At 74.1% G+C, this 25094-nt stretch carries 20 protein-coding genes; 9 read left to right on the top strand and 11 right to left on the bottom strand.

Annotated elements, in window-relative coordinates; genetic code table 11:
* Positions 1–67: 67 nt before the first annotated feature.
* From PUR56_RS29330 to PUR56_RS29320, 3 genes are read left to right on the top strand one after another with little or no spacing between them, the layout of a single operon-like run.
* Positions 68–1342: a discoidin domain-containing protein gene (locus PUR56_RS29330; protein ID WP_329951160.1), complete on the top strand. Its 1275-nt coding sequence runs from the start codon at positions 68–70 to the stop codon at positions 1340–1342.
* A 2-nt stretch (positions 1343–1344) separates the two neighbouring features.
* Positions 1345–2619, top strand: coding sequence for an MFS transporter (locus PUR56_RS29325; protein ID WP_329951176.1), 1275 nt, complete (start codon positions 1345–1347; stop codon positions 2617–2619).
* Positions 2616–3587, top strand: a complete 972-nt coding sequence (locus PUR56_RS29320) for a TolB family protein (RefSeq protein WP_329951159.1) — start codon at positions 2616–2618, stop codon at positions 3585–3587. Before PUR56_RS29325 ends, PUR56_RS29320 begins: the two co-directional genes overlap by 4 nt.
* A 91-nt stretch (positions 3588–3678) precedes the next feature.
* Here PUR56_RS29320 and PUR56_RS29315 read toward each other — a convergent pair whose 3' ends face one another.
* The 5 genes from PUR56_RS29315 to PUR56_RS29295 all read right to left on the bottom strand — a co-directional run bounded on the left by PUR56_RS29315 (position 3679) and on the right by PUR56_RS29295 (position 13564).
* Positions 3679–4047 (bottom strand): PRC-barrel domain-containing protein, encoded by a 369-nt coding sequence (locus PUR56_RS29315; protein WP_329951158.1) that lies wholly within the window; start codon positions 4045–4047, stop codon positions 3679–3681.
* Positions 4048–4207: 160 nt separating this feature from the next.
* Complete coding sequence (locus PUR56_RS29310; protein WP_329951157.1) at positions 4208–6721, bottom strand: SpoIIE family protein phosphatase; 2514 nt, start codon at positions 6719–6721, stop codon at positions 4208–4210.
* A gap of 63 nt (positions 6722–6784) precedes the next feature.
* Positions 6785–10810 (bottom strand): HAMP domain-containing protein, encoded by a 4026-nt coding sequence (locus tag PUR56_RS29305; protein WP_329951156.1) that lies wholly within the window; start codon positions 10808–10810, stop codon positions 6785–6787.
* A 263-nt stretch (positions 10811–11073) separates the two neighbouring features.
* On the bottom strand, positions 11074–12645 hold the full coding sequence (locus PUR56_RS29300; RefSeq protein ID WP_329951155.1) for a CYTH and CHAD domain-containing protein: 1572 nt from the start codon (positions 12643–12645) through the stop codon (positions 11074–11076).
* A gap of 64 nt (positions 12646–12709) precedes the next feature.
* The gene (locus PUR56_RS29295) at positions 12710–13564 is read right to left on the bottom strand and encodes a SigB/SigF/SigG family RNA polymerase sigma factor (protein ID WP_329951154.1); all 855 of its coding nucleotides are present in this window, start codon (positions 13562–13564) and stop codon (positions 12710–12712) included.
* Between the two features lie 412 nt (positions 13565–13976).
* On the opposite strand from PUR56_RS29295, the gene PUR56_RS29290 reads away from it, so the two are divergent.
* Positions 13977–14441 (top strand): ATP-binding protein, encoded by a 465-nt coding sequence (locus PUR56_RS29290; RefSeq protein ID WP_329951153.1) that lies wholly within the window; start codon positions 13977–13979, stop codon positions 14439–14441.
* A 90-nt stretch (positions 14442–14531) separates the two neighbouring features.
* Here the strand turns inward: PUR56_RS29290 and PUR56_RS29285 are convergent, their stop codons facing one another.
* Positions 14532–15500, bottom strand: coding sequence for an LLM class F420-dependent oxidoreductase (locus PUR56_RS29285; RefSeq protein WP_329951152.1), 969 nt, complete (start codon positions 15498–15500; stop codon positions 14532–14534).
* Positions 15501–15787: 287 nt separating this feature from the next.
* Here PUR56_RS29285 and PUR56_RS29280 point away from each other — a divergent pair, with 287 nt between their 5' ends.
* Entirely contained in the window at positions 15788–16534 is a 747-nt protein-coding gene (locus tag PUR56_RS29280) for a hypothetical protein (protein WP_329951151.1), read from the top strand.
* Positions 16535–16589: 55 nt separating this feature from the next.
* Here PUR56_RS29280 and PUR56_RS29275 read toward each other — a convergent pair whose 3' ends face one another.
* A complete protein-coding gene (locus PUR56_RS29275) occupies positions 16590–18041 on the bottom strand; it encodes a GH1 family beta-glucosidase (protein ID WP_329951150.1) in 1452 nt (483 codons plus the stop codon).
* A 408-nt stretch (positions 18042–18449) separates the two neighbouring features.
* On the opposite strand from PUR56_RS29275, the gene PUR56_RS29270 reads away from it, so the two are divergent.
* Entirely contained in the window at positions 18450–19166 is a 717-nt protein-coding gene (locus tag PUR56_RS29270) for a TNT domain-containing protein (protein WP_329951149.1), read from the top strand.
* Positions 19167–19227: 61 nt separating this feature from the next.
* On the opposite strand, the gene PUR56_RS29265 is transcribed toward PUR56_RS29270, so the two are convergent.
* Entirely contained in the window at positions 19228–19920 is a 693-nt protein-coding gene (locus PUR56_RS29265; RefSeq protein ID WP_329951148.1) for a hypothetical protein, read from the bottom strand.
* 183 nt (positions 19921–20103) lie between these two features.
* On the opposite strand from PUR56_RS29265, the gene PUR56_RS29260 reads away from it, so the two are divergent.
* Entirely contained in the window at positions 20104–20799 is a 696-nt protein-coding gene (locus tag PUR56_RS29260) for a type 1 glutamine amidotransferase domain-containing protein (protein ID WP_329951147.1), read from the top strand.
* 39 nt (positions 20800–20838) lie between these two features.
* Here PUR56_RS29260 and PUR56_RS29255 read toward each other — a convergent pair whose 3' ends face one another.
* On the bottom strand, positions 20839–21336 hold the full coding sequence (locus PUR56_RS29255; protein WP_329951146.1) for a hypothetical protein: 498 nt from the start codon (positions 21334–21336) through the stop codon (positions 20839–20841).
* Positions 21337–21400: 64 nt separating this feature from the next.
* Positions 21401–22174 (bottom strand): alpha/beta hydrolase, encoded by a 774-nt coding sequence (locus tag PUR56_RS29250; protein WP_329951145.1) that lies wholly within the window; start codon positions 22172–22174, stop codon positions 21401–21403.
* 187 nt (positions 22175–22361) lie between these two features.
* Between PUR56_RS29250 and PUR56_RS29245 the strand changes: the two genes are divergently transcribed.
* Positions 22362–23171: a mechanosensitive ion channel family protein gene (locus PUR56_RS29245; RefSeq protein WP_329951144.1), complete on the top strand. Its 810-nt coding sequence runs from the start codon at positions 22362–22364 to the stop codon at positions 23169–23171.
* A 71-nt stretch (positions 23172–23242) separates the two neighbouring features.
* On the opposite strand, the gene PUR56_RS29240 is transcribed toward PUR56_RS29245, so the two are convergent.
* Positions 23243–23614, bottom strand: coding sequence for a DUF6401 family natural product biosynthesis protein (locus PUR56_RS29240; protein ID WP_329951143.1), 372 nt, complete (start codon positions 23612–23614; stop codon positions 23243–23245).
* A 263-nt stretch (positions 23615–23877) separates the two neighbouring features.
* On the opposite strand from PUR56_RS29240, the gene PUR56_RS29235 reads away from it, so the two are divergent.
* Positions 23878–24804, top strand: a complete 927-nt coding sequence (locus PUR56_RS29235; protein WP_329881770.1) for an LLM class F420-dependent oxidoreductase — start codon at positions 23878–23880, stop codon at positions 24802–24804.
* Positions 24805–25094: the final 290 nt, after the last annotated feature.

The raw sequence follows: 25094 nt of genomic DNA, 5'->3' as shown, positions 1-25094 counted from the left end.
GTCAGGGAGTCCAGGGATGCGTCTGGGTGTCTCGGCAAGGCCTGTTCGTGTCGGAGTGTTCGCCGCCGTGCTCACGTTGCTCGGCGGCCTGTTGCTCGGCTGGTCCGGGCGGGCGGGAGCGGCGGCCGATCCGCTGATCTCGCAGGGGAAGCCCGCGACGGCCTCGTCCACGGAGGGGTCGTCGTACGCGGCGGGGAAGGCGTTCGACGGGAGTGCCACCACGCGGTGGGCGAGCGTGGAGGGGAAGGACCCGCAGTGGCTGCAGGTGGACCTCGGCGGGAACGCCGGCGTCGGCCGCGTGAAGCTGAGTTGGGAGGCCGCGTACGCGAAGGCGTACCGGCTGGAGGTGTCGTCGGACGGGGTGACCTGGACGACGGTGGCCGAGGAGAAGGCCGGCAACGGCGGGACGGACGAGTGGACGGGGCTGGCGGCCAAGGGCCGCTACGTCCGGGTCCACGGAACGGCGCGCGGGACGTCCTACGGGTACTCGCTGTTCGAGATGGAGGTCTACGGGGTGCTGGACGGCGGGCCGCCGCCGGGCGGGGCGTTCACCGTGGTCGCGGCGGGTGACATCGCCGCGCAGTGCACCGCCTCGGACAGCGGCTGCGCGCACCCGAAGACGGCCGCGCTCGCCCAGCAGATCAACCCGAAGTTCTACCTGACGATGGGTGACAACCAGTACGACGACGCCCGGCTGTCGGACTTCCGGAACTACTACGACAAGACCTGGGGGGCCTTCAAGGCGAAGACCCGCCCGGTGCCGGGCAACCACGAGACCTACGACCCGGCCGGTTCGCTCGCCGGGTACAAGTCCTACTTCGGCAGCATCGCCTACCCGCAGGGGAAGAGCTGGTACAGCTTCGACGAGGGCAACTGGCACTTCGTCGCGCTGGACTCCAACGCCTTCGACCAGAGTGCCCAGATCGACTGGCTGAAGGCGGACCTGGCGGCCAACGCGAAGAAGTGCGTCGCCGCCTACTTCCACCACCCGCTGTACTCCTCGGGCGGGCACGGCAACGACCCGGTCTCCCGGCCCGTGTGGAAGATCCTCTACGGCGCCAGGGCCGACCTGGTGCTGAACGGGCACGACCACCACTACGAGCGGTTCGCCCCGCAGGACCCGGACGGGAAGGCCACCGCGGACGGGATCGTCGAGATCGTCGGCGGGATGGGCGGTGCCGAACCGTACCCGATCGAGCAGGTCCAGCCGAACAGCCAGAAGCGGATCAGCGGTGACTACGGCGTGCTGAAGCTGGACTTCACCGACTCCGGGTACGGCTGGAGCTACGTCGGAACCGACGGCCAGGTCAAGGACAGCAGCCCGAAGTACAGCTGCCACTGATGATGTACCTGGCCACCACCGGCCGCCGTCCGGACGCGCCGCCCCGCCCCGCGGGGGTGGGGCGGCGCGTCCCCGGCACGGTCATCGCGCTCGGAGCGGTCAGCCTGGTCACGGACGTCTCCTCGGAGATGGTCACCGCCGTGCTGCCGCTCTACCTGGTGCTGGGGCTCGGCCTCTCACCACTCCAGTTCGGTTTCCTCGACGGGTTGTTCAACGGGGCCACGGCGCTGGTCCGGTTGCTCGGCGGCAGGCTCGCGGACCGGGGCGGCGGCCGGCACCGGACCGTCGCCGGGGTCGGCTACCTGCTCTCCGCACTCTCCCGGCTCGGGCTGCTGCTGGCCGGTGGTGCGGCGGGCGGGATCGCCGCCGCGCTGACCGCCGACCGGCTCGGCAAGGGAGTCCGGACGGCCCCGCGGGACGCGCTGATCTCGCTCAGCGCACCGCCGGAGGCCCTCGGCCGGGCGTTCGGCGTGCACCGGGCGATGGACACCACCGGGGCGATGCTCGGACCGCTCGTCGCGTTCGTGGTGCTGTGGGCGACGGCGGACGCGTACGACGCGGTGTTCGTGGTCAGCTTCGCCGTCGGACTGCTCGGCGTGCTGGTGCTGGTGCTGTTCGTCCCGGCCGGGGCGGCGGTGCCTGCGGTGCCTGCGGTCGTCCCGAAGCCTGCCCGGACGAAGCCCGCCCGGACGAAGCCCGCCCGGAGGAGGGGCGGGGCACTGCGCGATCCGGTGTTCCGGCGGGTGGTCACGGCCGCCGCGCTGCTGGGGGCCGCGACCATCGGCGACTCCTTCGTCTACCTGCTGCTCCAGCGGGGCCTGGACCTGCCGCCCGTGCTCTTCCCGCTGCTGCCGCTCGGCGCGGCGGCGTGCTACCTGCTGCTGGCCGTACCGGCGGGCCGGATCGCCGACCGGACCGGCCGGCGCGTCCCGTTCCTCTGCGGGCACGGCGCCCTGCTCGCGGCCTACCTCACCCTGATGCTGGCGCCGGGGTGGCCGGCCGCGGTGCTCACCCTGGTGCTCCTGGGCGTCTTCTACGCGGCCACGGACGGCGTCCTGATGGCGCTCGCCGGGCCGGTGCTGCCGCCGGAGGGACGGGCCGGAGGGCTCGCCGTCCTGCAGACCGGCCAGGCGCTGGCCCGGCTGGTCGGCGCGGCCGGGTTCGGCGCGGCCTGGACGTGGTGGGGTCCGCGTCCGGCCCTGGCGGTGAGCGCACTCGCGCTGGCCGCCGCACTCGCCGCCGCCTGGCGGATCCTGCCGGGAAGGGAGGTCGCGTGAAAGCGCGTTCGACGGTGCTGGTCCTCGCCGTCCTGGTGCTGCTGGGCGGCTCGCTCGGGTACGTCCTGCATGCCAGGCAGCGTGGCGGCGGGCCCCAACTCGTCGCGGCCGAGAGCTCGTTCAGCCTGAACGAACCCGGACTCTACTACCGGGACACCGCCACCGGCCGGGTCGCCCGCAGCCAGGGGGCGCCGGACGGGCCGTCCTGCGCCCGGTTCTACGCCGCGGGGGACCGGGCACTGTGCCTGCGGGCGCTGCCCGGTGTCCCGGCGCGGACCCAGGCGGTGGTGTACGACCGGCGGTTCACCGAGCTCCAGACGGTGACGGTGCCCGGCATCCCGAACCGGGCCCGGGTGTCGGCCTCCGGGCAGCTGCTCTCCTGGACCACCTTCGCCGTGGGGGACTCGTACGCGGCGGGCACCTTCTCCACCCGGACGTCGATCCTGGACCTGCGCACCGGCTACCTGGTCAAGTCGATCGAGTCCGTCCCGCTGACCGTCGGCGGTACCCGCCACCACGCCGCCGACGTCAACTACTGGGGCGTCACCTTCGCCGCCGACGACAACCGCTTCTACGCCACCGTCTCGACCGGCGGACGGACCCACCTGGTCGAGGGCGACCTCCGGGCGTGGACGGCCCGGACGCTGCGGGAGAACGTCGAGTGCCCGTCGCTGTCGCCGGACGGCACCCGGATCGCCTTCAAGAAGAAGGTCTCGGCCGACCCGGCCGCGCTCTGGCGGCTCCATGTCCTGGAACTCGACGGGATGCGCGAGCACCCGCTGGCCGAGTCGCGCAGCGTGGACGACCAGGCGGCCTGGCTCGACGGGGAGACGCTCGGCTACGCGCTGCCGGGCCGGGACGGGAAGGGCACCGACGTCTGGGCCGTCCCGGCGGACGGCGGCGGGGCGCCGCACCTGCTGGTGCCCGGCGGCTCGTCGCCGGTGGCCGTGCCGGCGGCGCCGGGCTGACCCGCCGGACCGGCGGTACGGCGGAGCGGCGGTACGCGGACGGGCGGTGGCCACCCTGATCGGTGGCCACCGCCCGTCCGCGTACCGGAGGTCAGATGATGGGGCGACTGTAGAACGGGCCGTAGTAGCTGCCGTACGCCTCGCGGTACCCGAGGTCGGCGTCCTCGTGCTTCTCCCGGTCGAACTCCGGGCCGTCCTTGATCTCGGCCTTCGTCCGGTCCACGTAGATCTTCTCGTCCTCCTGGTCGACCCGGACGATGGTGCCGACCGGCAGCAGGACGTGCTTGCCGAAGATCCACGGACCGGTGTCGACGACGAGGTATTCGGAGCCGGCCTCCGGGGAGTGCCGGTCGACCTTGCCGATCGCTCCGTCCGTCGCCTCCACGTGGAAGCCCACCAGGTCGGTGCCGGCGACGTGGCCGGAGGTCGAGCGGAACTCCCAGATGTCGATGCTGCTCATGTCGGTTCCCTTTCTCCCGGTGCCCGCCGAGCTGTTCCCGGCCGACGCGTTCTCGACCCTCGGCTGCCCCGGACCGCGGACCTCACACCTGCCGGCCGTGACGAACAGGTCGGCACCGTTCGAGGCGGCGCCGCTCAGGGCCGCACCGGACGGGACCGGCTCAGCAGACCGTGACCCCGATCAGACAGGTGTCGTCGTCGGTGTCGGAACTGCTGTACCTCAGGAGGTGGTCGAGCCGGCGTTCGAGCTCCGGCTGCCCGCCCGACTTCCCGGCGATGGACAGCAGGTCGTCGAGCGACTCCTCCAGGGAACGGTCCCGGCGTTCGATCAGGCCGTCGGTGTACATCATCAGGGTGTCCCCGGCGCGGAGCCGGATCTCGCCCTCCTCGTAGTCGGCCTGGTCGATGGCGCCCAGCAGGATCCCCGAGACGGTGGGGAGCTCGGTGGCCCGGCCGTCGCGCAGCAGGATGGGGGGCAGATGGCCCGCCCGGGCCCAGCGGAGGGTCCTGGTCCGGGGGTCGTACAGGGCGCAGACGGTCGTCGCGGTGACGTTGTCGGTCAGGTGGTGGGTCACCGTGTTGAGCCAGCCCAGCAGCTGGCCCGGTCCGGCGCCGGTGGCGGCCAGGCCGCGCAGGGCGTTGCGCAGGGCGACCATGCCGGTGGCGGCCTCGATGCCGTGCCCGGCGACGTCGCCCACGCACAGGAGGACCTGGCCGGTCGGCAGGTCCAGGGCGTCGTACCAGTCGCCGCCGACCAGGTGGTCCTTCTCGGCGGGCCGGTAGCGCACGCCCACCCGCAGGTCGTGCAGCTCCAGGGGGCCGCGGCTCGGCGGCATGATGGCGTGCTGCAACTGCAGGGCGAGCCGGTTGCGTTCGGCGGCCTGCTGCTCGGTGTGGGCGAGCTGGTCGCGGGTGGCGGCGAGCGCGACCTCGGTCCAGTGCTGGGCGGAGACGTCCTGGTAGGCGCCGCGCACGGTGGTGATGCGGGAGTCGGCGTCGAGGACGGGCTCGGCGACGACCCGGATGTGCCGGGCGATGCCGTCGGCCCGCTGGAGGCGGAAGGCGGTGGAGGCGGGGCGCCGGTGGTGCAGCAGGGTGCGCAGGAACCGGCCGATGGTGTGCTCGTCGTCGGGGTGCGCGTGGGCCGCCAGGTGGTCCAGCGGGATGGGGTCGGCGTGCGGCGGCAGGCCGTGGAGGTCGAACAGGGTCTCGTTCCAGGCGATCTCGCCGGTGTGCAGGTTCTCCTCGAACCCGCCGATGCGGCCGAGGCGTTGGGCGTGCTGCAGCAGGCTGGCGACGCGGGCGGCGCCGTCCTCGGTCCGCCAGATGACGACCGCGCCGGCCCCGCAGCGGGTGATGCTCACGCTGGCCCGGGTGGTGAGCGGGACGCCGTCGACCAGGGCGGAGAGGTTCATCCCCGGCGAGCGGAACGACTCGCCGGTCGCCAGGACGTACTCGATCTTCTCGAAGAGGCCGCCCGGTTCGGCGGCCAGCGGGTAGGCCTCCAGCAGCCGGGCGCCGAGGATGGCGCTGCGCGGGCGGCCGGCGAAGTCCTCGAAGCTCGGATTGAGGTGCTTGATGAGGTAGTCGGTCGTCCGGCCCGCCGCGTCGAGGTCCGGGTGCACGACCAGGCAGGGGTCGTGCAGGCCCTGGACGAGTTCCAGCAGGTCGGCCGTCTGCGGGTCGACGCCGTCGCCGTTCCCGGTGGCCGGGTGCGACTCCAGGGCGGTGGCACAGAGTTCGGCCAGGGCCTCGAACTGCCGTTGCAGCGACTGCGACGGCGCCGGCAGGTCGCCGCTCCAGCAGACCTCCAGGACGCCGGTGATCCGGCCGCCCGCCCCGGCGGGCACGGCCAGCCGGCCGCCGCCGAACTCCCGCTGTCCGATGGAGGGGAGCCCCGCCGCGGCGAGCGACTCGTAGGCCGCGGAGGCCCGTTCGGTCAGTGCGCGGCGCGCGGGAACGGGGACGCCCGGCGGGACGTGGCGCCAGCGCGCCGCCTCCTCGTCGGCGAATCCGGCGCTGCCCGCCAGCGTCAGGGACTGGTCGGAGTTGGCCGCCCAGATCGCCACCGCCTGCGCGCCGAGCGGCCGGAGCGCGTGCTCCAGCACCGACTGCGCCACGGCCTGGACGTCGGAGGCGCCCAGCATCCCCGTCTCGGCGCTGCGCAGCCGGACGCCGAGGGACGGCTCGCCCGCGGAGGCCATGAACTCGCGGGCGACGTCGGCGATCCGGTCGTGCGAGGCCTGGTTGACGAGGTCGGCCGCCAGGTCCAGGACGGACAGCGTGGAACGGTCGGCCAGCGTGTCGAGCTGGCGGCCGGCCTCGGCGGGGGAGACGCCCAGGCGCTCCACCAGGATCCCCTTGGCGAGTTCGACCAGCGCCCGGCCGTCCGCCTGGGCGTGGGCCCGGGTGAGTTCGCGGCGCAGCCGGTCGACGGTCGACGTCAGCCGGCCCACCGTGCTGCCGGCCGCCGGCAGGGACGTCCTGCCGGCGGGCCCGTCCGCCGGTTCACGCGGCGACACGACGGAGGGCGGCACGGCGACCGCCCGCGCGACCTGGCCCGACGCCGCTGCCTGCCCGGGCGCCGCTGCCGCCCCGGACACCGCGGCCGGACCGCGCCCGGCCTGCGGGAGCGGCTGCTCTTCGGCGTCCCGGGGCTGTCGGGGGTCGTGCATGGTGTCTCCTCCGCTGGCGTGGTCGTTCGGCGTCGCGGTGCGTCCCACCGGCACGGCGGGCGGCTACGGCCGCAGCCACCGCTCGACGCGGGCGATCAGGTCGAGCGCGTCGACCGGCTTGGTCACGTAGTCGGTGGCGCCGGAGGCGAGGCTCTTCTCCCGGTCTCCGACCATGGCCTTGGCGGTGACGGCGATGATCGGCAGGTCCGCGTGCTCGGGCATCGCCCGGATCGCGGCCGTTGCGGCGTAGCCGTCCATCTCCGGCATCATCACGTCCATCAGGATCAGGTCGATGCCGCGGTGCGCGGTGAGGGCCTCGATCGCCGCGCGTCCGTTCTCGGCCTGCAGCACCCGCATGCCGTGCAGCTCCAGGATCCCGGTCAGCGCGTAGAGGTTGCGGTCGTCGTCGTCGACGACCAGCACCGTCCGCCCCGCGAGGGAGCCGTCGACGTCCTGGGCGAGCGCGACGGCGGGATCCCCGCTCCGTACCAGCGGCAGCACGTCACCGGGCTGGTCCGCGCTCAGGTGCAGGGCGATGCGCTCGCGCAACTCGTCCAGGCTGGAGAGGAGTTCGAGCGGCTGCAGGGTGGCCCGCTGTTGCAGGAGACGCTCCTGCTCGGCGCCCAGCCGCCGGTTGTTGTGCGCGAGGACCGGCACGCCGTGCAGGGCGGCGTCCCGCGCCATCTCCTCCAGGAAGTCCAGGGCCGCGCCACCGGGCAGGTCGAGTTCCAGGACCACGCAGTGGCACGGGGTCGAGGCCAGTGTCGCCGCCGCCTCGTGGGCGCTCACCGTGGTGGTGACCTCCACGGTCGTGCGCGGGTCGCCGAGGCCGGAGGGGCCGGTGAGGTCGGCGACGGCGCTCTCCGCGACCAGTGACAGCAGGCCGCGCGGACGCTCCTCGATGACGAGCAGCCGCTTGGGCTGAACCGTCTCCGGCGGCGCGGCGGGTGCCGGGGTCTCGACCCGGTCCGCTGCGCCGGCGGCCTCGCCGGTACCGCTCTCCAGCGCCGTCCGCGAGTTCTGGGCGTTCAGTTCGACGAAGTCGGTCCGGGAGGCGGGCAGGTAGAGCGTGAAGGTGCTGCCCCGGCCGGGCACGCTGTCCGCGGTGATCGCACCTCCGAGGAGGAAGGCGATCTCGCGGCTGATCGACAGACCCAGCCCGGTGCCGCCGTACTTGCGGCTGGTGGTGCCGTCCGCCTGCTGGAAGGCCCCGAAGACGCTCTCCAGGTGCTGGGGTTCGATGCCGATCCCGGTGTCCACGACGTGGAAGGCGATCACCGGGCCGTCGTCGCGGCGGGCGACCTCCGGTACGTGCGCGTGGTCCGCGACCTCGATCCGCAGTTCCACGCCGCCCTTCTCGGTGAACTTGACCGCGTTGGAGAGCAGGTTGCGCAGCACCTGGCGGAGCCGGTAGTCGTCGGTGAGCAGCTCCGCCGGCATCGTCGGCGCGGTCTCGACCGTGAACCGCAGGCTCTTCTGGCTCGTCAGCGGCCGGAAGGTGGCCTCGACGTAGTCGAGCAGCTTGCGCAGCGGGATCCGCTCGGGGGTGATGTCCATCTTCCCCGCCTCGACCTTGGAGAGGTCGAGGATGTCGTTGATCAGCTGGAGCAGGTCGGAGCCCGCGGAGTGGATGATGCCCGCGTACTCGACCTGCTTGGCCGTCAGGTTCCTGGTCGGGTTCTGGGCGAGCAACTGGGCGAGGATGAGCAGGCTGTTGAGCGGGGTGCGCAGCTCGTGGCTCATGTTGGCCAGGAACTCCGACTTGTAGCTGGAGGCCAGCGACAGCTGGTGCGCGCGGTCCTCCAGCTCCTGCCGGGCCTGTTCGATCTCCAGGTTCTTGGTCTCGATGTCCCGGTTCTGTGCGGCGAGGAGCGCGGCCTTCTCCTCCAGTTCCGCGTTGGAGGACTGCAGTTCCTCCTGACGGGCCTGGAGCTCCTCCGACCGGACCTGGAGTTCGGCGGTCAGCCGCTGGGACTCCCCGAGCAGTTCGTCGGTGCGGGAGTTGGCGACGATCGTGTTGACGTTGGCGCCGATGGTCTCCATCAGCTGGTCGAGGAAGGCGCGGTGCACCGAGGTGAAGTCGCGGACGGCGGCGAGCTCGATGACGCCCAGGACCTGGCCCTCGACCACGATGGGCAGCACGATCAGGGAGGCGGGCTCGGCCCGGCCCAGGCCGGAGGAGATGGTCACGTAGCCCGCGGGCAGGGAGTCGACGGCGATCGTGCGCCGGCTGCGCGCGGCCTGGCCGACGAAGGACTCGCCGAGCCTGAAGCGGGTGGGGGTCGAGCCGGCGGGGAAGGCGTAGGAGCCGATCAGGTTGAGGACGGTCGTGTCCCCGCTGTCCTCCGCGAGGTAGAAGGCGCCGTACTGGGCGGACACCAGGGGCGTCAGCTCGTCCATGATCAGTTCGGCGACGACGGCGAGGTCGCGGCGGCCCTGCATCAGGGCCGAGATCCGGGCCAGGTTGGACTTGAGCCAGTCCTGTTCGTCGTTGGCCCGGGTGGTCTCGCGGAGCGACTCCACCATGAAGTTGATGTTGTCCTTGAGGTCGGCGACCTCGCCGGAGGCGTCCACGGTGATCGAGCGGGTGAGGTCGCCCTCGGCGACGGCGCCGGTCACCTCGGCGATGGCGCGGACCTGCCGGGTGAGGTTGCCGGCCAGCTCGTTGACGTTCTCGGTGAGCCGCTTCCAGGTGCCGGAGACGCCCTCCACCTCGGCCTGGCCGCCGAGCCGGCCCTCGGAGCCGACCTCGCGGGCGACCCGGGTGACCTCGGCGGCGAAGGCGCTCAGCTGGTCGACCATCGTGTTGATGGTGGTCTTGAGCTCCAGGATCTCGCCGCGTGCGTCGACGTCGATCTTGCGGGTGAGGTCGCCCTGGGCGACGGCGGTGGTCACCTGGGCGATGTTGCGGACCTGGCTGGTGAGGTTGTGCGCCATGAAGTTGACGTTGTCGGTGAGGTCCTTCCACGTGCCGGCCACGTTCGGGACCCGTGCCTGCCCGCCGAGCGTCCCCTCGGTGCCGACCTCGCGGGCCACCCGGGTCACCTCGTCCGCGAAGGCCGAGAGCGTGTCGACCATCGTGTTGATGACGCCGGCGAGCGCCGCGACCTCGCCCTTGGCCTCCACGTTGATCTTCTGCGAGAGGTCGCCCTTGGCGACGGCGGTGGCCACCTGGGCGATGGAGCGGACCTGTCCGGTCAGGTTGGAGGCCATCACGTTGACGTTGTCGGTGAGGTCCTTCCAGGTGCCGGAGGCACCCCGGACGGTGGCCTGGCCGCCGAGGTTGCCCTCGGTGCCGACCTCGCGGGCGACCCGGGTGACCTCGGCGGCGAAGGCGCTCAGCTGGTCGACCATCGTGTTGATGGTGGTCTTGAGTTCGAGGATCTCGCCGCGCGCGGTGACGGTGATCTTCTGCGAGAGGTCGCCCTCCGCGACGGCGGTGGCCACCTGGGCGATGGAACGGACCTGGGCGGTGAGGTTGCCCGCCATGAAGTTGACCGAGTCGGTCAGGTCGCGCCAGGTGCCCGACACGCCCTTGACGTCGGCCTGGCCGCCCAGGATGCCCTCGGTGCCGACCTCGCGGGCGACCCGGGTCACCTCGTCGGCGAAGGAGGACAGCTGGTCGACCATCGTGTTGACGGTGTTCTTGAGTTCGAGGATCTCGCCGCGCGCGGTGACGGTGATCTTCTGCGAGAGGTCGCCCTTGGCGACGGCGGTGGCGATCTGGGCGATGTCGCGGACCTGGCTGGTGAGGTTGCCGGCCATCGCGTTGACCGAGTCGGTCAGGTCCTTCCACGTCCCCGACACGGCGGGCACCTCGGCCTGGCCGCCGAGCCGGCCCTCGGTGCCGACCTCGCGGGCGACCCGGGTCACCTCGGAGGTGAAGAGGGAGAGCTGGTCGACCATGCCGTTGAACACGGTGGCGATCTCGCCCAACAGGCCGTCGGCGTCGTCGGGAAGGCGGGTGCCGAAGTCTCCGTCGCGCACGGCCGTCAGCCCGGCCAGGAGGCGCCGCAGATCCGGTTCACCGACCTGCGCCGTGCCGCCGTCGGCCGCGTGCTGAGCCTGGGGCTTCGTCGTGCCAGCCATCGAGGACGTCGCCTTCCTCTGTAGGGCGACAGGCCGCACGGCCCGTCGCAGTCAACACCCGATCCGGCCGCACGTCCGACCAAAGGGCCGCGCCGAAGCCGTGTCAGGCACCTGTCCGTACCGTTCCGGACCGTACCGCACCCGTTCGGCCGAGGGCGACTTCCGTAGCACCGACGGAAAGTGACCGGGCCCACGTCCGACCGGGGCCGTCCGGGGGCGGTCACGCGCCGGAGAACCGTGATCGACGAGCTGCCCGCCGCCGGCTAGCCGAGGTCGGTGAGCTTGCGCCCGCGGGCCCGGCGGTACAGGTCGGGCAGGCGCTCCTCGGCCGCCCGGGCGGCGTCCCGCCGGAGTCCGTACAGCACCCCGTAGGCGAACGCGTGAGCGTCACCGTCCGAGGGCCCGGTCCCCGCGTCCAGGAGGGCCCCGCGGGCGATCACGGTGTCCTGGTGGTCCCCGAGGTTCCGCTGCAGGGCCTTCATCCGCCGGGAGAACCTCTCGGCGCGCCCGGCGGAGACCGGGCGGACGCTGTCCGCCGTGTAGCGGGCCCGCTTGGCCGCCTTGCGCGCATGGTGCAACGCGCCGTCGCGCTCGGGCCCGGGGGCGGTCGCGAGCGCGGCGTCGAGCCGCTCCACCGTCCGGCGCTGTTCCCGGCGCAGTGCGCGGGACAGCTGCCCGGCGGCGTCGCCGCCGCGGCCCTTCCCGGTGAGGGGCGGATCGTCGGCGAAGGCCTCCAGCGCGTCGAGGAGGGCGAAGTAGCGCGGGGTGGTGAGATCGGTCACCGCGTGCTCCCAGGCCTCCTGGTACCGGTCGGCGTACCGCGCCGCGAGCCGGGCGCGCAGGTCGCCGCGCGGCACCTCCGGGGGCAGCTCGTCCACTGCGGCGACCAGCTGCTCGCCGAGCACCTCCTGATCCCGCGCCAGGCCCAGCGACCGTCCGAGCCACCGCAGCTCGGCGGCCAGTTCCTCGACGCGCCCGCGGTCGAACAGCCGGCGGTGGGCCTTGAGGAGGCTGCGGAGCCGCCGGGCCGCGACCCGCATGCGGTGCACCGCGTCCGGTTCTTCCAGGCGCACCCGCGGGTCCAGCGCGATCAGTGTCCCGACCTGCTCGCGGAGGGCGGCGCCCACCACCGCGCCGGGCGTTCCGGGGCGCAGTGGCACCCGGTCCGGGGCCTGCTGCCGGGTTTCGTCCAGTGCCCGGGCGAGCTTGGACGGGTAGCGGGAGCGGCTCCCGCCCGCCGCCGTGAACGCGGCCTCGACGTCGTCGAGGAGTGCGGTGCCGCCCTCCGCCAGCTCGACCTCGGTCTCGGTCCAGGCGGTCAGCTGGGTGGGGGTGCCGACGGCCCGGCCGGCACCGGGCGCGGAGCCGGCCCCGCGCGGCGTCCGCGGCCGGTCGAAGACCTGGCCGGTGACGCGGTCCTCGGCGATCTCGGCGAGCGTGGTCCCCGCCGTGTCGAGCAGGAGCTCGCGGCGCCGGCGGGTGTGCAGGTGCGCGACGGGTGCGAGCGCGCCGCCCCGCACGAACACCGCCAGCCTCGGCGTCAGTGCCGACGGCACCTGGCCGGGTGCACCGGCGTCGAGCGGTTCCGCGATCTCCTCGCGGGTGTCCCCGTCACGGGGCAGCTTGAGGTGCCAGCCGGCGTCCTTGCCGCCGGTGCGCCGGCGCAGGGTGATGCGCCGGCGCAGCAGCCGCAGGTCCGGGGTGTCGTAGTAGACGGCGTCCAGGTCGTGCGGTTCGCCGGGCACGACCCGGGCGACGCCCGGCAGGTCCTCGAACCGCCGGAGCGGCCGTCCGCCGTCGTACTTCCGTTCCCTCTCCATCTGTTCGCCACTCATGGTGGGCGCCTGCCCGCGGATCGCGGTTTCACGCCCGGGGGGACGGTGGGCCGCCCCGGCGCCGTCAGGCCTCGGCCAGCAGCTCGGCGCGCAGACCGGACAGGATGCGGGTGAGCAGCCGGGACACGTGCATCTGCGAGATGCCCAGCCGCCGGCCTATCTCCAGCTGGGTCAGCTCGGCCCCGAACCGCAGCGACAGGATGGTGCGGTCGCGCTCGGGCAGGGCGGCGATGAGCGGCTTGAGGGTCTCCAGGCAGAGCACGGTCTCGTAGGCGCTCTCCTCCTGCGCGATCCGGTCGCCCAGCGCGTCGCCCCCGTCCGCCCCGCCGTTGCCGGGCGCGGGGGCGTCGAGGGAGCCGGCGCTCTGCGCCTGGGAGGCGATCAGGCCCTCGCGCACCTCGTCCTCGGTGAGGTCCAGGTGCGCGGCCAGCTCGCCGGGGGTGGGGACGCGGTCCAGCACCTGCTCCATGGCGTCGCTGGTCTTGGCCAGCACCAGGCGAAGCTCCTGGAGGCGGCGCGGCACGTGCACCATCCAGCCGGTGTCACGGAAGAACCGCTTGATCTCCCCGCTGATGGTGGGCAGCGCGAACGTGGAGAACTCGACCTCGAAGGACGGGTCGAAGCGGTCGATGGCCTTGATGAGGCCGATCGTGCCGACCTGGACGATGTCCTCGATCGGCTCCTTGCGGTGGGTGAACCGGCTCGCCGCGAACTTCACCAGCGCCCTGGACAGCTCGCGCGCGTCGGCCGGGCACGTGGCCGAGGGCAGGGTGGCGGCGATTCCCAGTTGCTCGGCGACCCGGGCGAGGTCGGCCGGGCAGGTCACCTCGTCACCGGTCGAGACAGGTCCGACCGCGCCGGGGGCCGAAGGGCGGTGGGTGCGGGCAGTGGTCGAAGGGCGGGACACGACGGTCGGCATGCTCTCTCTCCTCTGCTGATGATCATTCGCGGGTGACGACGGGACTCACGTGCCCGGCCTCGACCCGAACAGACCTACCTTTGCCAGATGACCACTCGATCTTCACTTTTCCTCCACGATTCGGAGGTGTTTCGGTGGCGGCGACCGTTTTCGCCCCGTCCCCGGCTGCACCGCCGGCCGTGCCGGACGTGCCGGGCGGCGGGCCCCGCGACGGCCCCGCGACGGCCCCGCGACGGGTCCCGCGACGCGCCCGGCCGGTCACCGGGCGGTGTTTCCGGAGCACCTCGGGGCACAAGACCCCCGCGGGTGGCGGGCCGTGGTCGGCGGGCCGGGCGCGTCACCCGGTCCCTCCGGTCGCAGGGTGCCGCAGGGGGTCGCAAGGGTCGCAAGGGTCGCGTCGGAGTGAGGACAGATGAGCATCAGTGAGTACCGGACGATGAGCCGGCCGGTCCTGTCCGGGCTTCCGGCCACGGGGCAGACCCGCAGGCTGACCCCGGGCGGCGGTCCGGGGGTGGTCGGGCGCTGCCGGGACCACGCCCGGTCGGCCCTGGAGGACTGGGGCTGGCTGCCGACCGCCGACCCCGATCAGCAGGCGCGGGCCGACGACGTGCTGCTCGTCGTCTCCGAGCTGGTCACCAACGCCTGCCGGTACGCCGGGGGGCCGGACCAGCTGGTCCTGTCCGCCACCGCGCACATCCTCCGCATCGAGGTGCTGGACGGTTCCGACGCGCCGCCCCGGCCGCGCGTGCCGCACGCGCCCGGACAGCTCGGCGGTCACGGCCTGCACGCCGTCGCGCTGCTCGTCGGCCGGTGGGGGCACGCGCCGCTCGCCGGCCGCCCCGGCAAGGTGGTCTGGGCCGAGTTCGACGTTCCGTAGCCGGGGAGCCGGCAGCCCCCGGCCCCGGAAGCCTCCGGCGCCGTGGCCCCCGGCCCCGCGACCCGCCGGGCGCCCCCCGGGCCGCCGCGCTCAGAACGCGGCGCGCAACGCCGGCAGCAGCGTGCCCTCGGCCCAGTCGAGGAAAGCCGGTTGGCTCTCGCCGCCGACCTGGACGAGGGCGACCTCCCCGAACCCGGCGGTCACGAACGGGCGCACCGCCTCCACGAAGTCCTCGACCCGGTCGCCGCAGGGAACGGCCTCGGCGACGTCCTCGGGCCGGACGAACCGGCTCGCGGCCGAGAAACCCGCGGTGCCCGGCAGTTCCGCGTTGACCTTCCAACCGCCGCCGAACCAACGGAACTGCTCGTGCGCCCGTCGTACGGCGGCGTCCCGGTCCCGGTCCCAGCAGACCGGCAACTGGCCCACCGCGGGCTTGCCGGCCCCGCCGTGCCGCGCGAACCCGGCGATCAGGGCCGGGTCGGGCTCGACGGCGATCACCAGGTCGGCCAGCCGGCCGGCCAGCTTCCCGGAGGCGGGCCCGGACACCGCCACCCCGATCGGCGGCGGCACGTCCGGAAGGTCCCACAGTCGCGCGCCCTCGACGTCGAAGTACTGGCCGTGCCGGGTCACGTACCCGCCGTCGAAGAGCGCCCGGATGATCTCCACCGCCTCCGCGAGCATCGCGTGGCGCACCGTGGCGCTCGGCCAGCCCTGGCCGACCACGTGCTCGTTGAGGTTCTCCCCGCTGCCCAGGCCGAGCCGGAAGCGGCCCTCGGACAGCAGCTGCAGGGTGGCGGCCTTCTGGGCCACCACCGCCGGGTGGTAGCGGAACGTCGGGCAGGTCACGTAGGTCATCAGCGGGATCCGGGAGGTGGCCTGCGCGGCGGCTCCGAGCACCGCCCAGGCGTAGGGCGCGTGGCCCTGCTCGTCCAGCCAGGGGAAGTAGTGGTCCGAGATCACCGAGAAGTCGAACCCGGCCTGCTCGGCGCGCACCACGTCCGCGACCAGGTCACGGGGGGCTCGCTGCTCGGTCATCATCGTGTATCCGATCTGCACCATGAGGGACGCCTGCCCCCGATCGCCGCCGCCCTCACGCCGGACGGCCGCGCGCCACCCGCCTGCACCAGCGCCGGGCCCGGGGCGGCAGCAGCGGCGGCCCGCGACGCAGGGCCCCCGGGCCCGCCGAACTGCGGTCCAGGGCGGCGCGGATATCCTGGAACCGTGCGGCTGCGTGAGCGCGGGGGAATCGTCACCGAGCCTCCGGGTGTGTCCCGTGAACAGCCCGACCCCGGCCCGGCACCGGCCTCTCCCGGCGACGTGTGACGGTGCGTGACGGGAGCAAGGTGATGATCCTTCCGGTCGAGATCAAGGTCAATGTCGACGGCGACGTCCAGGAGGCCCTGGCGGCCCTGGGTGAACCCCGGGGCGGTACGCGGAAGCGACTCATCTGGTTCGCCGAGGACCGCGACGGCGTCGCCGACGGACGACTGCCCCTGCTGGACGGCGGGGTGATCGTGCGCCTCCGGAGCGGCGACACCCCGGACGAGCTGACCGTCAAGCTGCGCCCGTGCACCGGGGAACAGCTGGTCGGGCCGTTCACCTGCCCGTTCGAGGAGGAGTCGTTCGAGTACCGGATCGAGGAGGACCTGGCGGGGAGTCGCCGGACGCTCGCGGCGTCCGCGACGGGCACGCACCCGCAGGCGGCGCTGCTGGACGCGGTGGCGCCCGGGGCGGACACCGCCGCACCGCTCGGCGTCCGGCAGCGGGAGTTCCTCCGCGGGTGCGCACCCGAGGTGCGGATCGACGGACTCGTCGCACTGGGCCCGATCGCCTCCACCAAGGGCGAGGACGTGCCGCTCGACGACGTGGAGGCCGACCTGGAGCGGTGGGCGGTTGGCGGTCTGGACTTCCTCGAAGTCTCGATCCGGGTCAAGCCCAAGGAGGACGAGGAACCCGACGCGTTCGCGGAACGGGTCGCGCGCAAGCAGCGGAAGCTCGAATCGGCCGTGCGGGACCGGGGGGTCCTGCTCTCAGGGAACCCCGAGAGCAAGACCCGGCGGGTCCTCACCGCCCTGGTGCCCGCCCGTCCGTGAGAGGACCCCGGCCGGCCCGGGCCCGGCCGTCGCGGCCCCGGAGGCCGGGCACCGGCTACGCCCCGTCGAGGGGGAGCAGTTCGCCGCTGCGGGCGACCCGCCCGTACCAGTGGGCGCTGGACTTCGGGGTCCTGGCCAGGGTCCGGGGGTCGACGTGGACCAGCCCGAACCGCTTCTCGTACCCGTACGCCCACTCGAAGTTGTCCAGCAGGGACCACAGGAAGTAGCCGCGCACGTCCGCGCCGTCGGTGACGGCCCGGTGCACCGCCGCCAGGTGGGCGCGCACGTAGGCGGCGCGGTGGGGATCGTCGACCGCGCCGTCCGCGCCGACCTCGTCCTCGTAGGCCGCGCCGTTCTCGGTGACCGCGAGCGGCAGCCCCGGGTACCGCCGGGCCATCCCGGTCAGCAGCTCGTGCAGGCCGGACGGGTCGACCGCCCAGTCCATCGCGGTGACGTCGCCAGGTGCCCGGTGGAAGCCCACCCGGTCCGCGCCCGGCCAGGGGGAGACCTGGCCGCCGCCGTGGCCGTCCTGGCGCGCGGGTTCCGTCCCCTCGGTGGTCGCGGAGACCACGGTGGGCGTGTAGTAGTTGACGCCCAGCCAGTCCAACGGCTGGTGGACCGTCGCCGGGTCGCCGGGCCGGACGAAGGACCAGTCGGTGAGACCGGCGGTGTCGTCCAGCAGGTCCTTGGGGTACGCGCCCTCCAGCATCGGCCCGAGGAAGACGCGGTTGCCGACGGCGTCGATCCGGCGTGCCGCGTCCCGGTCCGGCGCGGACGGGGTGAGCGGGCGCACCGCGTGCAGATTGAGCGCCACCGACAGCAGGGCCCCGGCCGGCAGAGCGGCGCGCAGGGCCTGGACGGCCAGGCCGTGGCCCAGGTTGAGGTGGTGGGCGGCGCGCAGGGCGGCCACCGGGTCGGTGCGGCCGGGGGCGTGGACGCCGGAGCCGTATCCCAGGAAGGCGCTGCACCAGGGCTCGTTGAGGGTCGTCCACCGGTGGACCCGGTCGCCGACGGCCTCGCCGACCAGCGCGGCGTACTCGGCGAACCGCTCGGCGGTGGCGCGCTCCGGCCAGCCGCCGGCCGCCTCCAACTCCTCCGGCAGGTCCCAATGGTAGAGCGTGGCGACCGGTGTGATCCCGGCGGTGAGCAGTTCGTCGGCGAGGCGGCGGTAGAAGTCCAGACCGCGCTGTGAGGCGGGGCCGCGCCCGGTGGGTCGGACGCGCGGCCAGGAGACCGAGAACCGGTAGGCGGTGAGACCGAGCTCGGCCATCAGCCGGACGTCGTCGCGGTAGCGGTGGTAGTGGTCGGTCGCGACGTCGCCGGTCTGGCCCCGGTGGACCCTGCCCGGGACGCGGCAGAAGGTGTCCCAGATCGACGGGGTGCGGCCGTCCTCGGCGGCGGCGCCCTCCACCTGGTAGGCGGAGGTGGCCGCGCCCCAGAGGAAGCCGGCCGGGAACCGGGGGACGGCGGCGGGCGGGTGGGGGTCGGACGGGTGGGGATCTGCCATGGCGGGTGCTCCCATCGGTGAGAACGGCGTGAGCGGGCGCGAGCGGGACGGCTGAGCGGTGCGGCCCCACGATGTGTCTGCCCGGCAGGGCGAGGACGAACAGCGGGGGCACCGTCGAGATCGGCGCGCCGGCCGCCACGCCCGCCCGCCCGGTCGACCGGCGGCCCGGCCCGGGGGCTCGTCGCCCGCCCGCCCGGTCGACCGCCGGCCCGGCCCGGCCCGGACGGCCTCCGCACGTGCTCGCGCCGGTCCCGTCGGCCCGAGCTGCCGAACGGGTGAAGGGTGGGCGCCGGAGCGTTTCGCCCACGAAGTGATGTCGTGGTGATGTGTAACTTCCGGTGCTGACAGAGCCGTTCCGCGCTCCCGCGCCGACCCTGGTCTCTGACCACCACCCGGAGGCATCGCTCCATGCGTTCTCGAACCCTTGCCGCCCTCTCCATGGCCGCAGCCCTGCTGGTGACGGGTACGGCCGCCACCCAGAGCGCCGCCGCCGCGGTGGCCTCCGTGGAGGCGGAGCCCACGGACTGTCCGAGGGAGCAGTACCGGCCCACCGACGACGACAAGAAGAAGTTCTACTGCGGGTTCAAGGAGTTGGGCCCCCGGACCCTGCCGACCGGACCGGTCGGCAAGTTGCTCAACGGCTACTACCGCTTCGGCGGGCTGACGCCCCAGCAGTTCCTCTCCTGGTACCGCGACGGCCTGGACTGGAAGTACCCGGCGGCGGACGGGTTCCGCGAGGTCAACGGCACGGTCGACCAGGCCGTGGCGACGGTGCCGAAGGACACGAAGCTCGACCGCTTCGGATCCGCCGGCGGGCGCTACCTGTCCACGGCCGGCACCGCGTACTCCGCGCGGGCGATCCCGCCGGACAGCCTCAACCCGATCCCGGACGCGCAGGGCGTGCCCCAGGACAGTTACCACTGCTACGTGGTGGTGAAGGAGTTCAAGGTCCTTCAGGGGCACATCGCGGCCGCCTTCGCCCAGCCCGGCGGCGGTGTCCAGCAGTGGCTGAAGGAGGACGCCGCCCTGAAGCCCGCGGAGCTGGGCACGGACCCGTACTACGTGTCCTCCCTCCTCAAGTACGGCTTCCTGGACGAGAAGCCCGCCACCACCTGCACGGGCTGACGGATGCCGGTCCGGGGCCCCCGGCGCGGTCCTCGCCCGGCCGGGGGCCACGGTCGCGGGATCACTCCCCGGCGGCCAGGCAGCGCAGACGGCCGTCCCAGGAGGCCGTCCGGCAGGTGAGTGCCGCACCGGCGGCGGAGGTCGCGGTGGCGCCGTGCTCCTTGCACCTGCGGTGCGGTTCGTTGCAGCTGCCCTTCCTCTTCCCGGGGATCTGCGCGCAGTTCTGGGTGTCGTGGGCCGCCTTGCCCTCGGGCGAGAGGTTGTCGTAGGCGCTGCCGTCGTGCCGCCCGGGCGAGTCGGCGCCCCCGCCCGCGTCCGCCGCCGGCGGGGTCGTGCGCGGGGCGCTCGGCCGGGTGGGCGTGGCCGGGACGGAGGGGGAGGCGGGCTTCTTCGGCGGGGTGCCTCCGGCCGGGGTACTCGGGGTCGGGGTGCTCCCGGGCTCCGTGGGGCGGGGCGTCGGGGAAGTCGCCGGGGGCTCTGTGGCGGGGGCCGTCGCGCGGGCCGTCGGCGGAGCGGGTACGGCCGGGGTCACGGCGAGGGCCGCGACGGTCCCCGGAGGTGAGGCCGGTGTGTCGAGGGCGTCGCACGCCGTCGCGGACGCGCCGAGCAGGCCGCCACGGCCGGCGCGGCCGCTCTGTCGGCCGCGCGGGAGTTGATCATGGAGCTGGGCATCGGGCCAGTCCGGGGACCGCCACCCGGGGGTCACCGGTCCGGTCGGGCCCCCGGCGGCCATCGGGATCCCGATACCGGACATCGGATTCTCCATTGGTCCCGCGCGCGACGCCGCCCTACTGTCGATCTCGTCACCGTGCTGACGGCCCGTCGCCGCACGGGCGGCCCGGGCCCGGCGCGTCGGGAACCGCGGAGCGTCACCCCGTCCCACCCGGGTCCGCTCCCCCCTGAACCCCTTCCCTCTGAACCCCTTCGGAGCAACCCGATGTCGAAGATCCTCTTCGTGATGACCGGCGCCGACCACTGGACGCTGGCCGACGGCACCAAGCACCCCACCGGCTACTGGGCGGAGGAGGCCGCCGCCCCGTACGAGGCGTTCCGGGCGGCGGGCCACGAGGTGACCGTCGCCACCCCGGGCGGGGTCGTCCCGACCGTGGACCGGGGCAGCCTGGCCCCCGAGGTCAACGGTGGCCAGGAGGGCGCCGACCACGTCGCCGCGACCCTCGCCGCGTTCACCGGGCTGCAGCGTCCGGTCCGGCTGGAGGACGTACGTGCGGACGACTACGACGCCGTGTTCTACCCGGGTGGCCACGGGCCGATGGAGGACCTCGCGGTCGACCCGGTCTCCGGCCGGCTGCTTGCCGACGCCCTCGCCTCGGGCAAGCCGCTGGGCGTGGTCTGCCACGGCCCGGCCGCCCTGCTGGCCGCCACGACGGCGGGCGGCGCCAACGCCTTCGCCGGTTACCGGGTCGCCGCGTTCACCAACGCCGAGGAGACCCAGGCCGGTTTCGCGGACCGGGCGAAGTGGCTGCTCCAGGACCGCCTCACCGAGGCCGGCGTCCTGGTCCAGGAGGGCGAGCCGTGGGCCCCGCACGTGGTCGTCGACCGCAACCTGGTCACCGGCCAGAACCCCGCCTCCGCCGCTCCGCTCGCCGCCGAACTGATCGAGCGGCTGGCCTGACCGCCGAGGGCTGACCGGTCGCGCAGCGGCCGGGGCCCGTCACCACGGGCCGGGCCGGTCTCCCCCCGCGGAGCCGGCCAGGGCCCGGCCCAGGAGCAGGGTGCTGCCGGTGAAGGTGTGGGTCGTGCCGCCCGTGCGCGGATCCGCCCCGGCCGGGGGGACTTCGGTGAAGCCGGTGCTCCACTGGCCGCCGAGCCGCTCCCGGATCAGTTCCAGGACCGGCCCGGAGACGGACAGGACCGCGAGGGGGTCCGAGGTCCGGCCGTGGTCGGCCTCGACGAGCTGCGCCCTCCCGGAGGCCGGGTCGACGCGGGTGTCCTCCGTGGTGACCGGGGACTCCCCGGACGCGTGCCGGACGGCCACCGGGCCGGTCGCGGAGCCCGGGCGGCCGTTCCCGCGGAGGACGTGCGCGGCGGTGACGGCCAGGCCGGGGGCCACGAGGAAGCCGCTGCCGCGGAAGCCGCCGGCGACGGTGATCATCACGGCGCAGTCGCGCAGGGTCGCGGACGGTACGGGACCGAGTGGTGCTCCGGTCACTCGGCGCCCCGGCGGGGCCGGGCGGCTTCGTCCGGACCGGGGAGCGGGTGGGCCGGGGCGGGCCTCAGGCGTCCGTGGGGAGGGGCTGGGCCGGGTGGCGGGGGGCCGCGGCGCGGGGCTGGGCGGGGAGCGGGAGGCCGAGGGCGGTGGTGGCGTCGGCGGGCAGGGCCAGGGCGGCCGTGACCTCCGGCGGCAGGTCGCGCAGGCGGAGCAGTCCGGCGGAGAGACGGGCGGCGGCGCGGTGCCAGTCGCCGGCCCGCTGGAGCAGGGCGTGGCCGCTGCCGAGGACGGTGTAGCCGCAGACCCGGGCCCCGGCGGCGCGGCTGCGGGCGGCGAACGCGAGCGTGTCGGCGGGGGAGGTGACCCGGTCGCGGTCGCCGTGCAGCATCAGGACGTCTCGGCCGGCGAGCTGCTCGCAGGGGTCCTCGGCGGGGCACCAGGGGGCGAGGGCGACGATGCCGCTGACCTGGGGGTGACCGCCGGTGCGCAGGGCGGCGCGGCCGCCCATCGAGTGGCCGATCAGGACGGTGGGGACCTTGCCCAGCTCCTCGGCGAGGTCGTCGAGGGCGGCGCGGGTGTCGCGGGCGGCGTCGGCGCGCTCGCCGTTCCAGCCCCGGTGGCGGTAACGGACGGTGCCGATCGCCACGCCCGCGCCGGCCGTCTCGCGGCGCAGCGCGCGGACGAAGCCGGCCATCCGCAGGCCGGGCGGGTTGATCCGGCCGGGCCGGGAGAGATTGTGTTCCTCGCCGCCGTGCAGCACCAGCACCGCGGCGCCCGGCTGCTCGGGCCGCTCCTGCCAGACCAGCGCCCGGTGTCCGCCCGTACCGTTGCCGCCCACCCTGTACCGCTTTCGCCGTCCGTTTCGTGGACCGCAACTGTACGCGCCGGGTGGGGCCGTCGGGTTCACCCGGGCGGCTCAGCGCCGGTGCCGGGCGCGCGCGGGCGGCCGGTGGAGCTGCTATCCACGAAGGGTGGGGGTGTTCCGCGCGCCGCTCAGGGCGCAGCGTCGCCGAGTGGAGGACTTCGTGGCTCAGCAGCTCGCACTATCTGTCGACTTCGGATCGGGATTCACCGAAGCCTGGTCGAAAGTCGCCAAGTTTATTCCGCAGTTCATCGCCTTTCTGGTGATCCTGGTCATCGGCTGGTTCGTGGCCAAGGCCATCGCGAAACTGCTGGACCGGGGGCTGCGCCGGATCGGGTCGGAGAAGGTGGCGGAGCGCGGCGGGATCGCCCGGTACCTGAGCGGCTCCAAGTACGACATGACCGGGATCGTCTGCAAGATCGTCTACTACGCGATCCTGCTCATGGCGCTCCAGCTCGCCTTCGGCGTCTTCGGCCCCAACCCGATCAGCGTGATGATCAACGGCATCGTCGGCTGGCTGCCCAAGGGCATCGTGGCCGTGGTCATCGTGGTGGTGGCGATGGCCATCGCCAACGCCGTCCGCGACATCGTCCGCAACGCGCTCGCCGGCGCCGCCTACGGGCGGACGGTGGCCACCGTCGCCTGGGCCTTCATCGTCGCCCTCGGTGTGATCGCGGCGCTCGGCCAGGCGGGCATCGCCACCGCCATCACCGGCCCGCTGCTGATCGCGGTGCTCGCCTCGGTCGCCGGGATCCTGGTGGTCGGCGTGGGCGGCGGTCTGATCATTCCGATGCGCCAGCGCTGGGAGCGGTGGCTGGACGGTGCCGAGAAGGAGACCGCCAAGCTGCGCGGCAACGCGTACCAGGCGGGCCGGGAGGACGCGCTGGCCAACCAGCCGGTCCGCCCGGCCACCCCGGCCGGACCGCCGGCTCCGGGCATCGACCCGGGCCGGCCGGGCGGGCAGTCGGGCTGAGCGCCGGTCCGCCGGGCCCGGTCGCCGCGCGGTGACCGGGCCCGGCGGGCGGGTCACCGCGCGTGCCGGACTCAGGCGGGCAGCAGACCCTGCTCCCGGACCAGCCAGCAGATCGCGGTCAGCCGGTACACGGCGAAGTCGTACCCGACCGGTTCGCGCCAGCCGATCTCGGTGAGCGCGTCGAGGAAGCCCAGCGCGTAGTCCGACAGCTCCTCGCGGTCGAGGGGCCGGGGCGAAAGCTCCGGCCCCTGCGCGTACAGCAGCTCGCGCAGCTCGGCGGTGTGCTGGTCGACCGCCGCCACGAAGCCCGGCTCGAAGGCGAACTCGGCGAGCCGGGGGGTGAAGGCGGCGACGATCCCGGGCAGCGGACAGCCGGCCGGCCGGTGGGAGGGGTCGGAGTCGTCGGGGGAACCCCGGTGGGATCCGTCGGGCGTGGCGAACATCCGTCCACGGTAGGCGAGCGGGGCGGCGGGAACGGCCCCTCGTTGCGGTTCCGTGTTGAGACCTTGGCCACCCCGCGGCCCGGCCGTCCGAGCCCGTCGGGGCCCGGCCGGTCACCGCGCCCGTCGGCGCCCGGTCCCCGGGCCGGACTCCCGCCGTCCCGGCCCCGGCGCCGCTCCGGTCGCCGGCCGTTCACCGGCCCGACCGCCGCCGGAATCGGTGAAACGGGTATGAGCACGGGGTGGTCTGTACCAGAATGGCCGGTATGGATCTTCGAATCTTCACCGAACCCCAGCAGGGCGCCGACTACGACACCCTGCTCCGGGTGGCCCGGACCGCCGAGGAGCTGGGTGCCTTCAGCGCCTTCTTCCGCTCCGACCACTACCTGAAGATGGGCGACGTCAGCGGCCTGCCCGGCCCGACCGACGCCTGGATCACCCTGGCCGGCCTGGCCCGGGACACCAGCACCATCCGCCTCGGCACCCTGATGACCGCCGCCACCTTCCGGCTGCCCGGCGTGCTCGCCATCCAGGTCGCCCAGGTCGACGCGATGAGCGGCGGCCGGGTCGAGTTCGGCCTCGGCGCCGGCTGGTACGAGGAGGAGCACAGCGCGTACGGCATCCCCTTCCCGAAGGAGAAGTTCGGGCGGCTGGAGGAGCAGCTGGCGATCGTCACCGGGCTGTGGAACACCAAGCTCGGGGAGACCTTCGACTTCGCCGGGGAGTACTACCGGCTGACCGACTCGCCCGCGCTGCCGAAGCCGGTCCAGCAGAAGATCCCGGTCCTGGTCGGCGGCAAGGGCCCGACCCGCACGCCGGCGCTGGCCGCCCGCTTCGCGGACGAGTTCAACCTGCCGTTCGTCTCGGTCGAGGAGAGCGCCGCCCAGTTCGGCCGGGTCCGCGCGGCCGTCGAGCGGGCCGGGCGGCAGGCCGACGACCTGGTGTACTCCAACGCCCTGGTCGCCTGCGTCGGGCGGGACGACGCCGAGGTGGCCCGCCGGGCCGCGGCGATCGGCCGTGACGTGGACGAGCTGAAGGCCAACGGCCTGGCCGGCACGCCCGACGAGGTGGTGGAGCGGCTCGGCCGGTTCGCCGCCGTCGGCAGCCGGCGGGTCTACCTGCAGATCCTGGACCTGGACGACCTGGACCACCTGGAGCTGATCGCCTCCCGGATCGCCCCGCAGCTGGGCTGAGTCCGGCCGCGGCCCGGCGGCTCCACCGGACGCGCGCCCCGGCGCCGGGGGAGCCGCCGCCACGCGTCCCGGGGGGCCGCCGGGCCTCCCCGGGCCTGCGCCCAGCCGTGCCCGGCCGGGGCGCTGTGACGTGCCCGGTGCGCTTCTGTGACGTTCCTGGAGCGGTAAAGGACTCGGCCCGGACCGGGGCTGACCACTAGTCTTTACTTTCTCTTGAAGGGGGAAGGCTCTTCGGGAGACGGAGCCGGGCAGCGTTCGGGCCGGCGGGGAGTCAGGGGGAGAGCCGATGG

Origin of the sequence: Streptomyces sp. BE303, from assembly GCF_036290945.1 — a bacterium.
Classification (GTDB): domain Bacteria; phylum Actinomycetota; class Actinomycetes; order Streptomycetales; family Streptomycetaceae; genus Kitasatospora.
This window is presented reverse-complemented; position numbering and strand designations above follow the sequence as displayed.

What these genes read in the sequence shown, in the direction of transcription:
- PUR56_RS29325 (WP_329951176.1), top strand. Translation starts at nt 1,345, where the DNA reads ATGTACCTGGCCACCACCGGCCGCCGTCCGGACGCGCCGCCCCGCCCC.
- PUR56_RS29315 (WP_329951158.1), bottom strand. Translation starts at nt 4,047, where the DNA reads ATGAGCAGCATCGACATCTGGGAGTTCCGCTCGACCTCCGGCCACGTC.
- PUR56_RS29310 (WP_329951157.1), bottom strand. Translation starts at nt 6,721, where the DNA reads ATGCACGACCCCCGACAGCCCCGGGACGCCGAAGAGCAGCCGCTCCCG.
- PUR56_RS29305 (WP_329951156.1), bottom strand. Translation starts at nt 10,810, where the DNA reads ATGGCTGGCACGACGAAGCCCCAGGCTCAGCACGCGGCCGACGGCGGC.
- PUR56_RS29300 (WP_329951155.1), bottom strand. Translation starts at nt 12,645, where the DNA reads ATGAGTGGCGAACAGATGGAGAGGGAACGGAAGTACGACGGCGGACGG.
- PUR56_RS29295 (WP_329951154.1), bottom strand. Translation starts at nt 13,564, where the DNA reads ATGCCGACCGTCGTGTCCCGCCCTTCGACCACTGCCCGCACCCACCGC.
- PUR56_RS29290 (WP_329951153.1), top strand. Translation starts at nt 13,977, where the DNA reads ATGAGCATCAGTGAGTACCGGACGATGAGCCGGCCGGTCCTGTCCGGG.
- PUR56_RS29285 (WP_329951152.1), bottom strand. Translation starts at nt 15,500, where the DNA reads ATGGTGCAGATCGGATACACGATGATGACCGAGCAGCGAGCCCCCCGT.
- PUR56_RS29280 (WP_329951151.1), top strand. Translation starts at nt 15,788, where the DNA reads ATGATCCTTCCGGTCGAGATCAAGGTCAATGTCGACGGCGACGTCCAG.
- PUR56_RS29275 (WP_329951150.1), bottom strand. Translation starts at nt 18,041, where the DNA reads ATGGCAGATCCCCACCCGTCCGACCCCCACCCGCCCGCCGCCGTCCCC.
- PUR56_RS29270 (WP_329951149.1), top strand. Translation starts at nt 18,450, where the DNA reads ATGCGTTCTCGAACCCTTGCCGCCCTCTCCATGGCCGCAGCCCTGCTG.
- PUR56_RS29265 (WP_329951148.1), bottom strand. Translation starts at nt 19,920, where the DNA reads ATGTCCGGTATCGGGATCCCGATGGCCGCCGGGGGCCCGACCGGACCG.
- PUR56_RS29260 (WP_329951147.1), top strand. Translation starts at nt 20,104, where the DNA reads ATGTCGAAGATCCTCTTCGTGATGACCGGCGCCGACCACTGGACGCTG.
- PUR56_RS29240 (WP_329951143.1), bottom strand. Translation starts at nt 23,614, where the DNA reads ATGTTCGCCACGCCCGACGGATCCCACCGGGGTTCCCCCGACGACTCC.
- PUR56_RS29235 (WP_329881770.1), top strand. Translation starts at nt 23,878, where the DNA reads ATGGATCTTCGAATCTTCACCGAACCCCAGCAGGGCGCCGACTACGAC.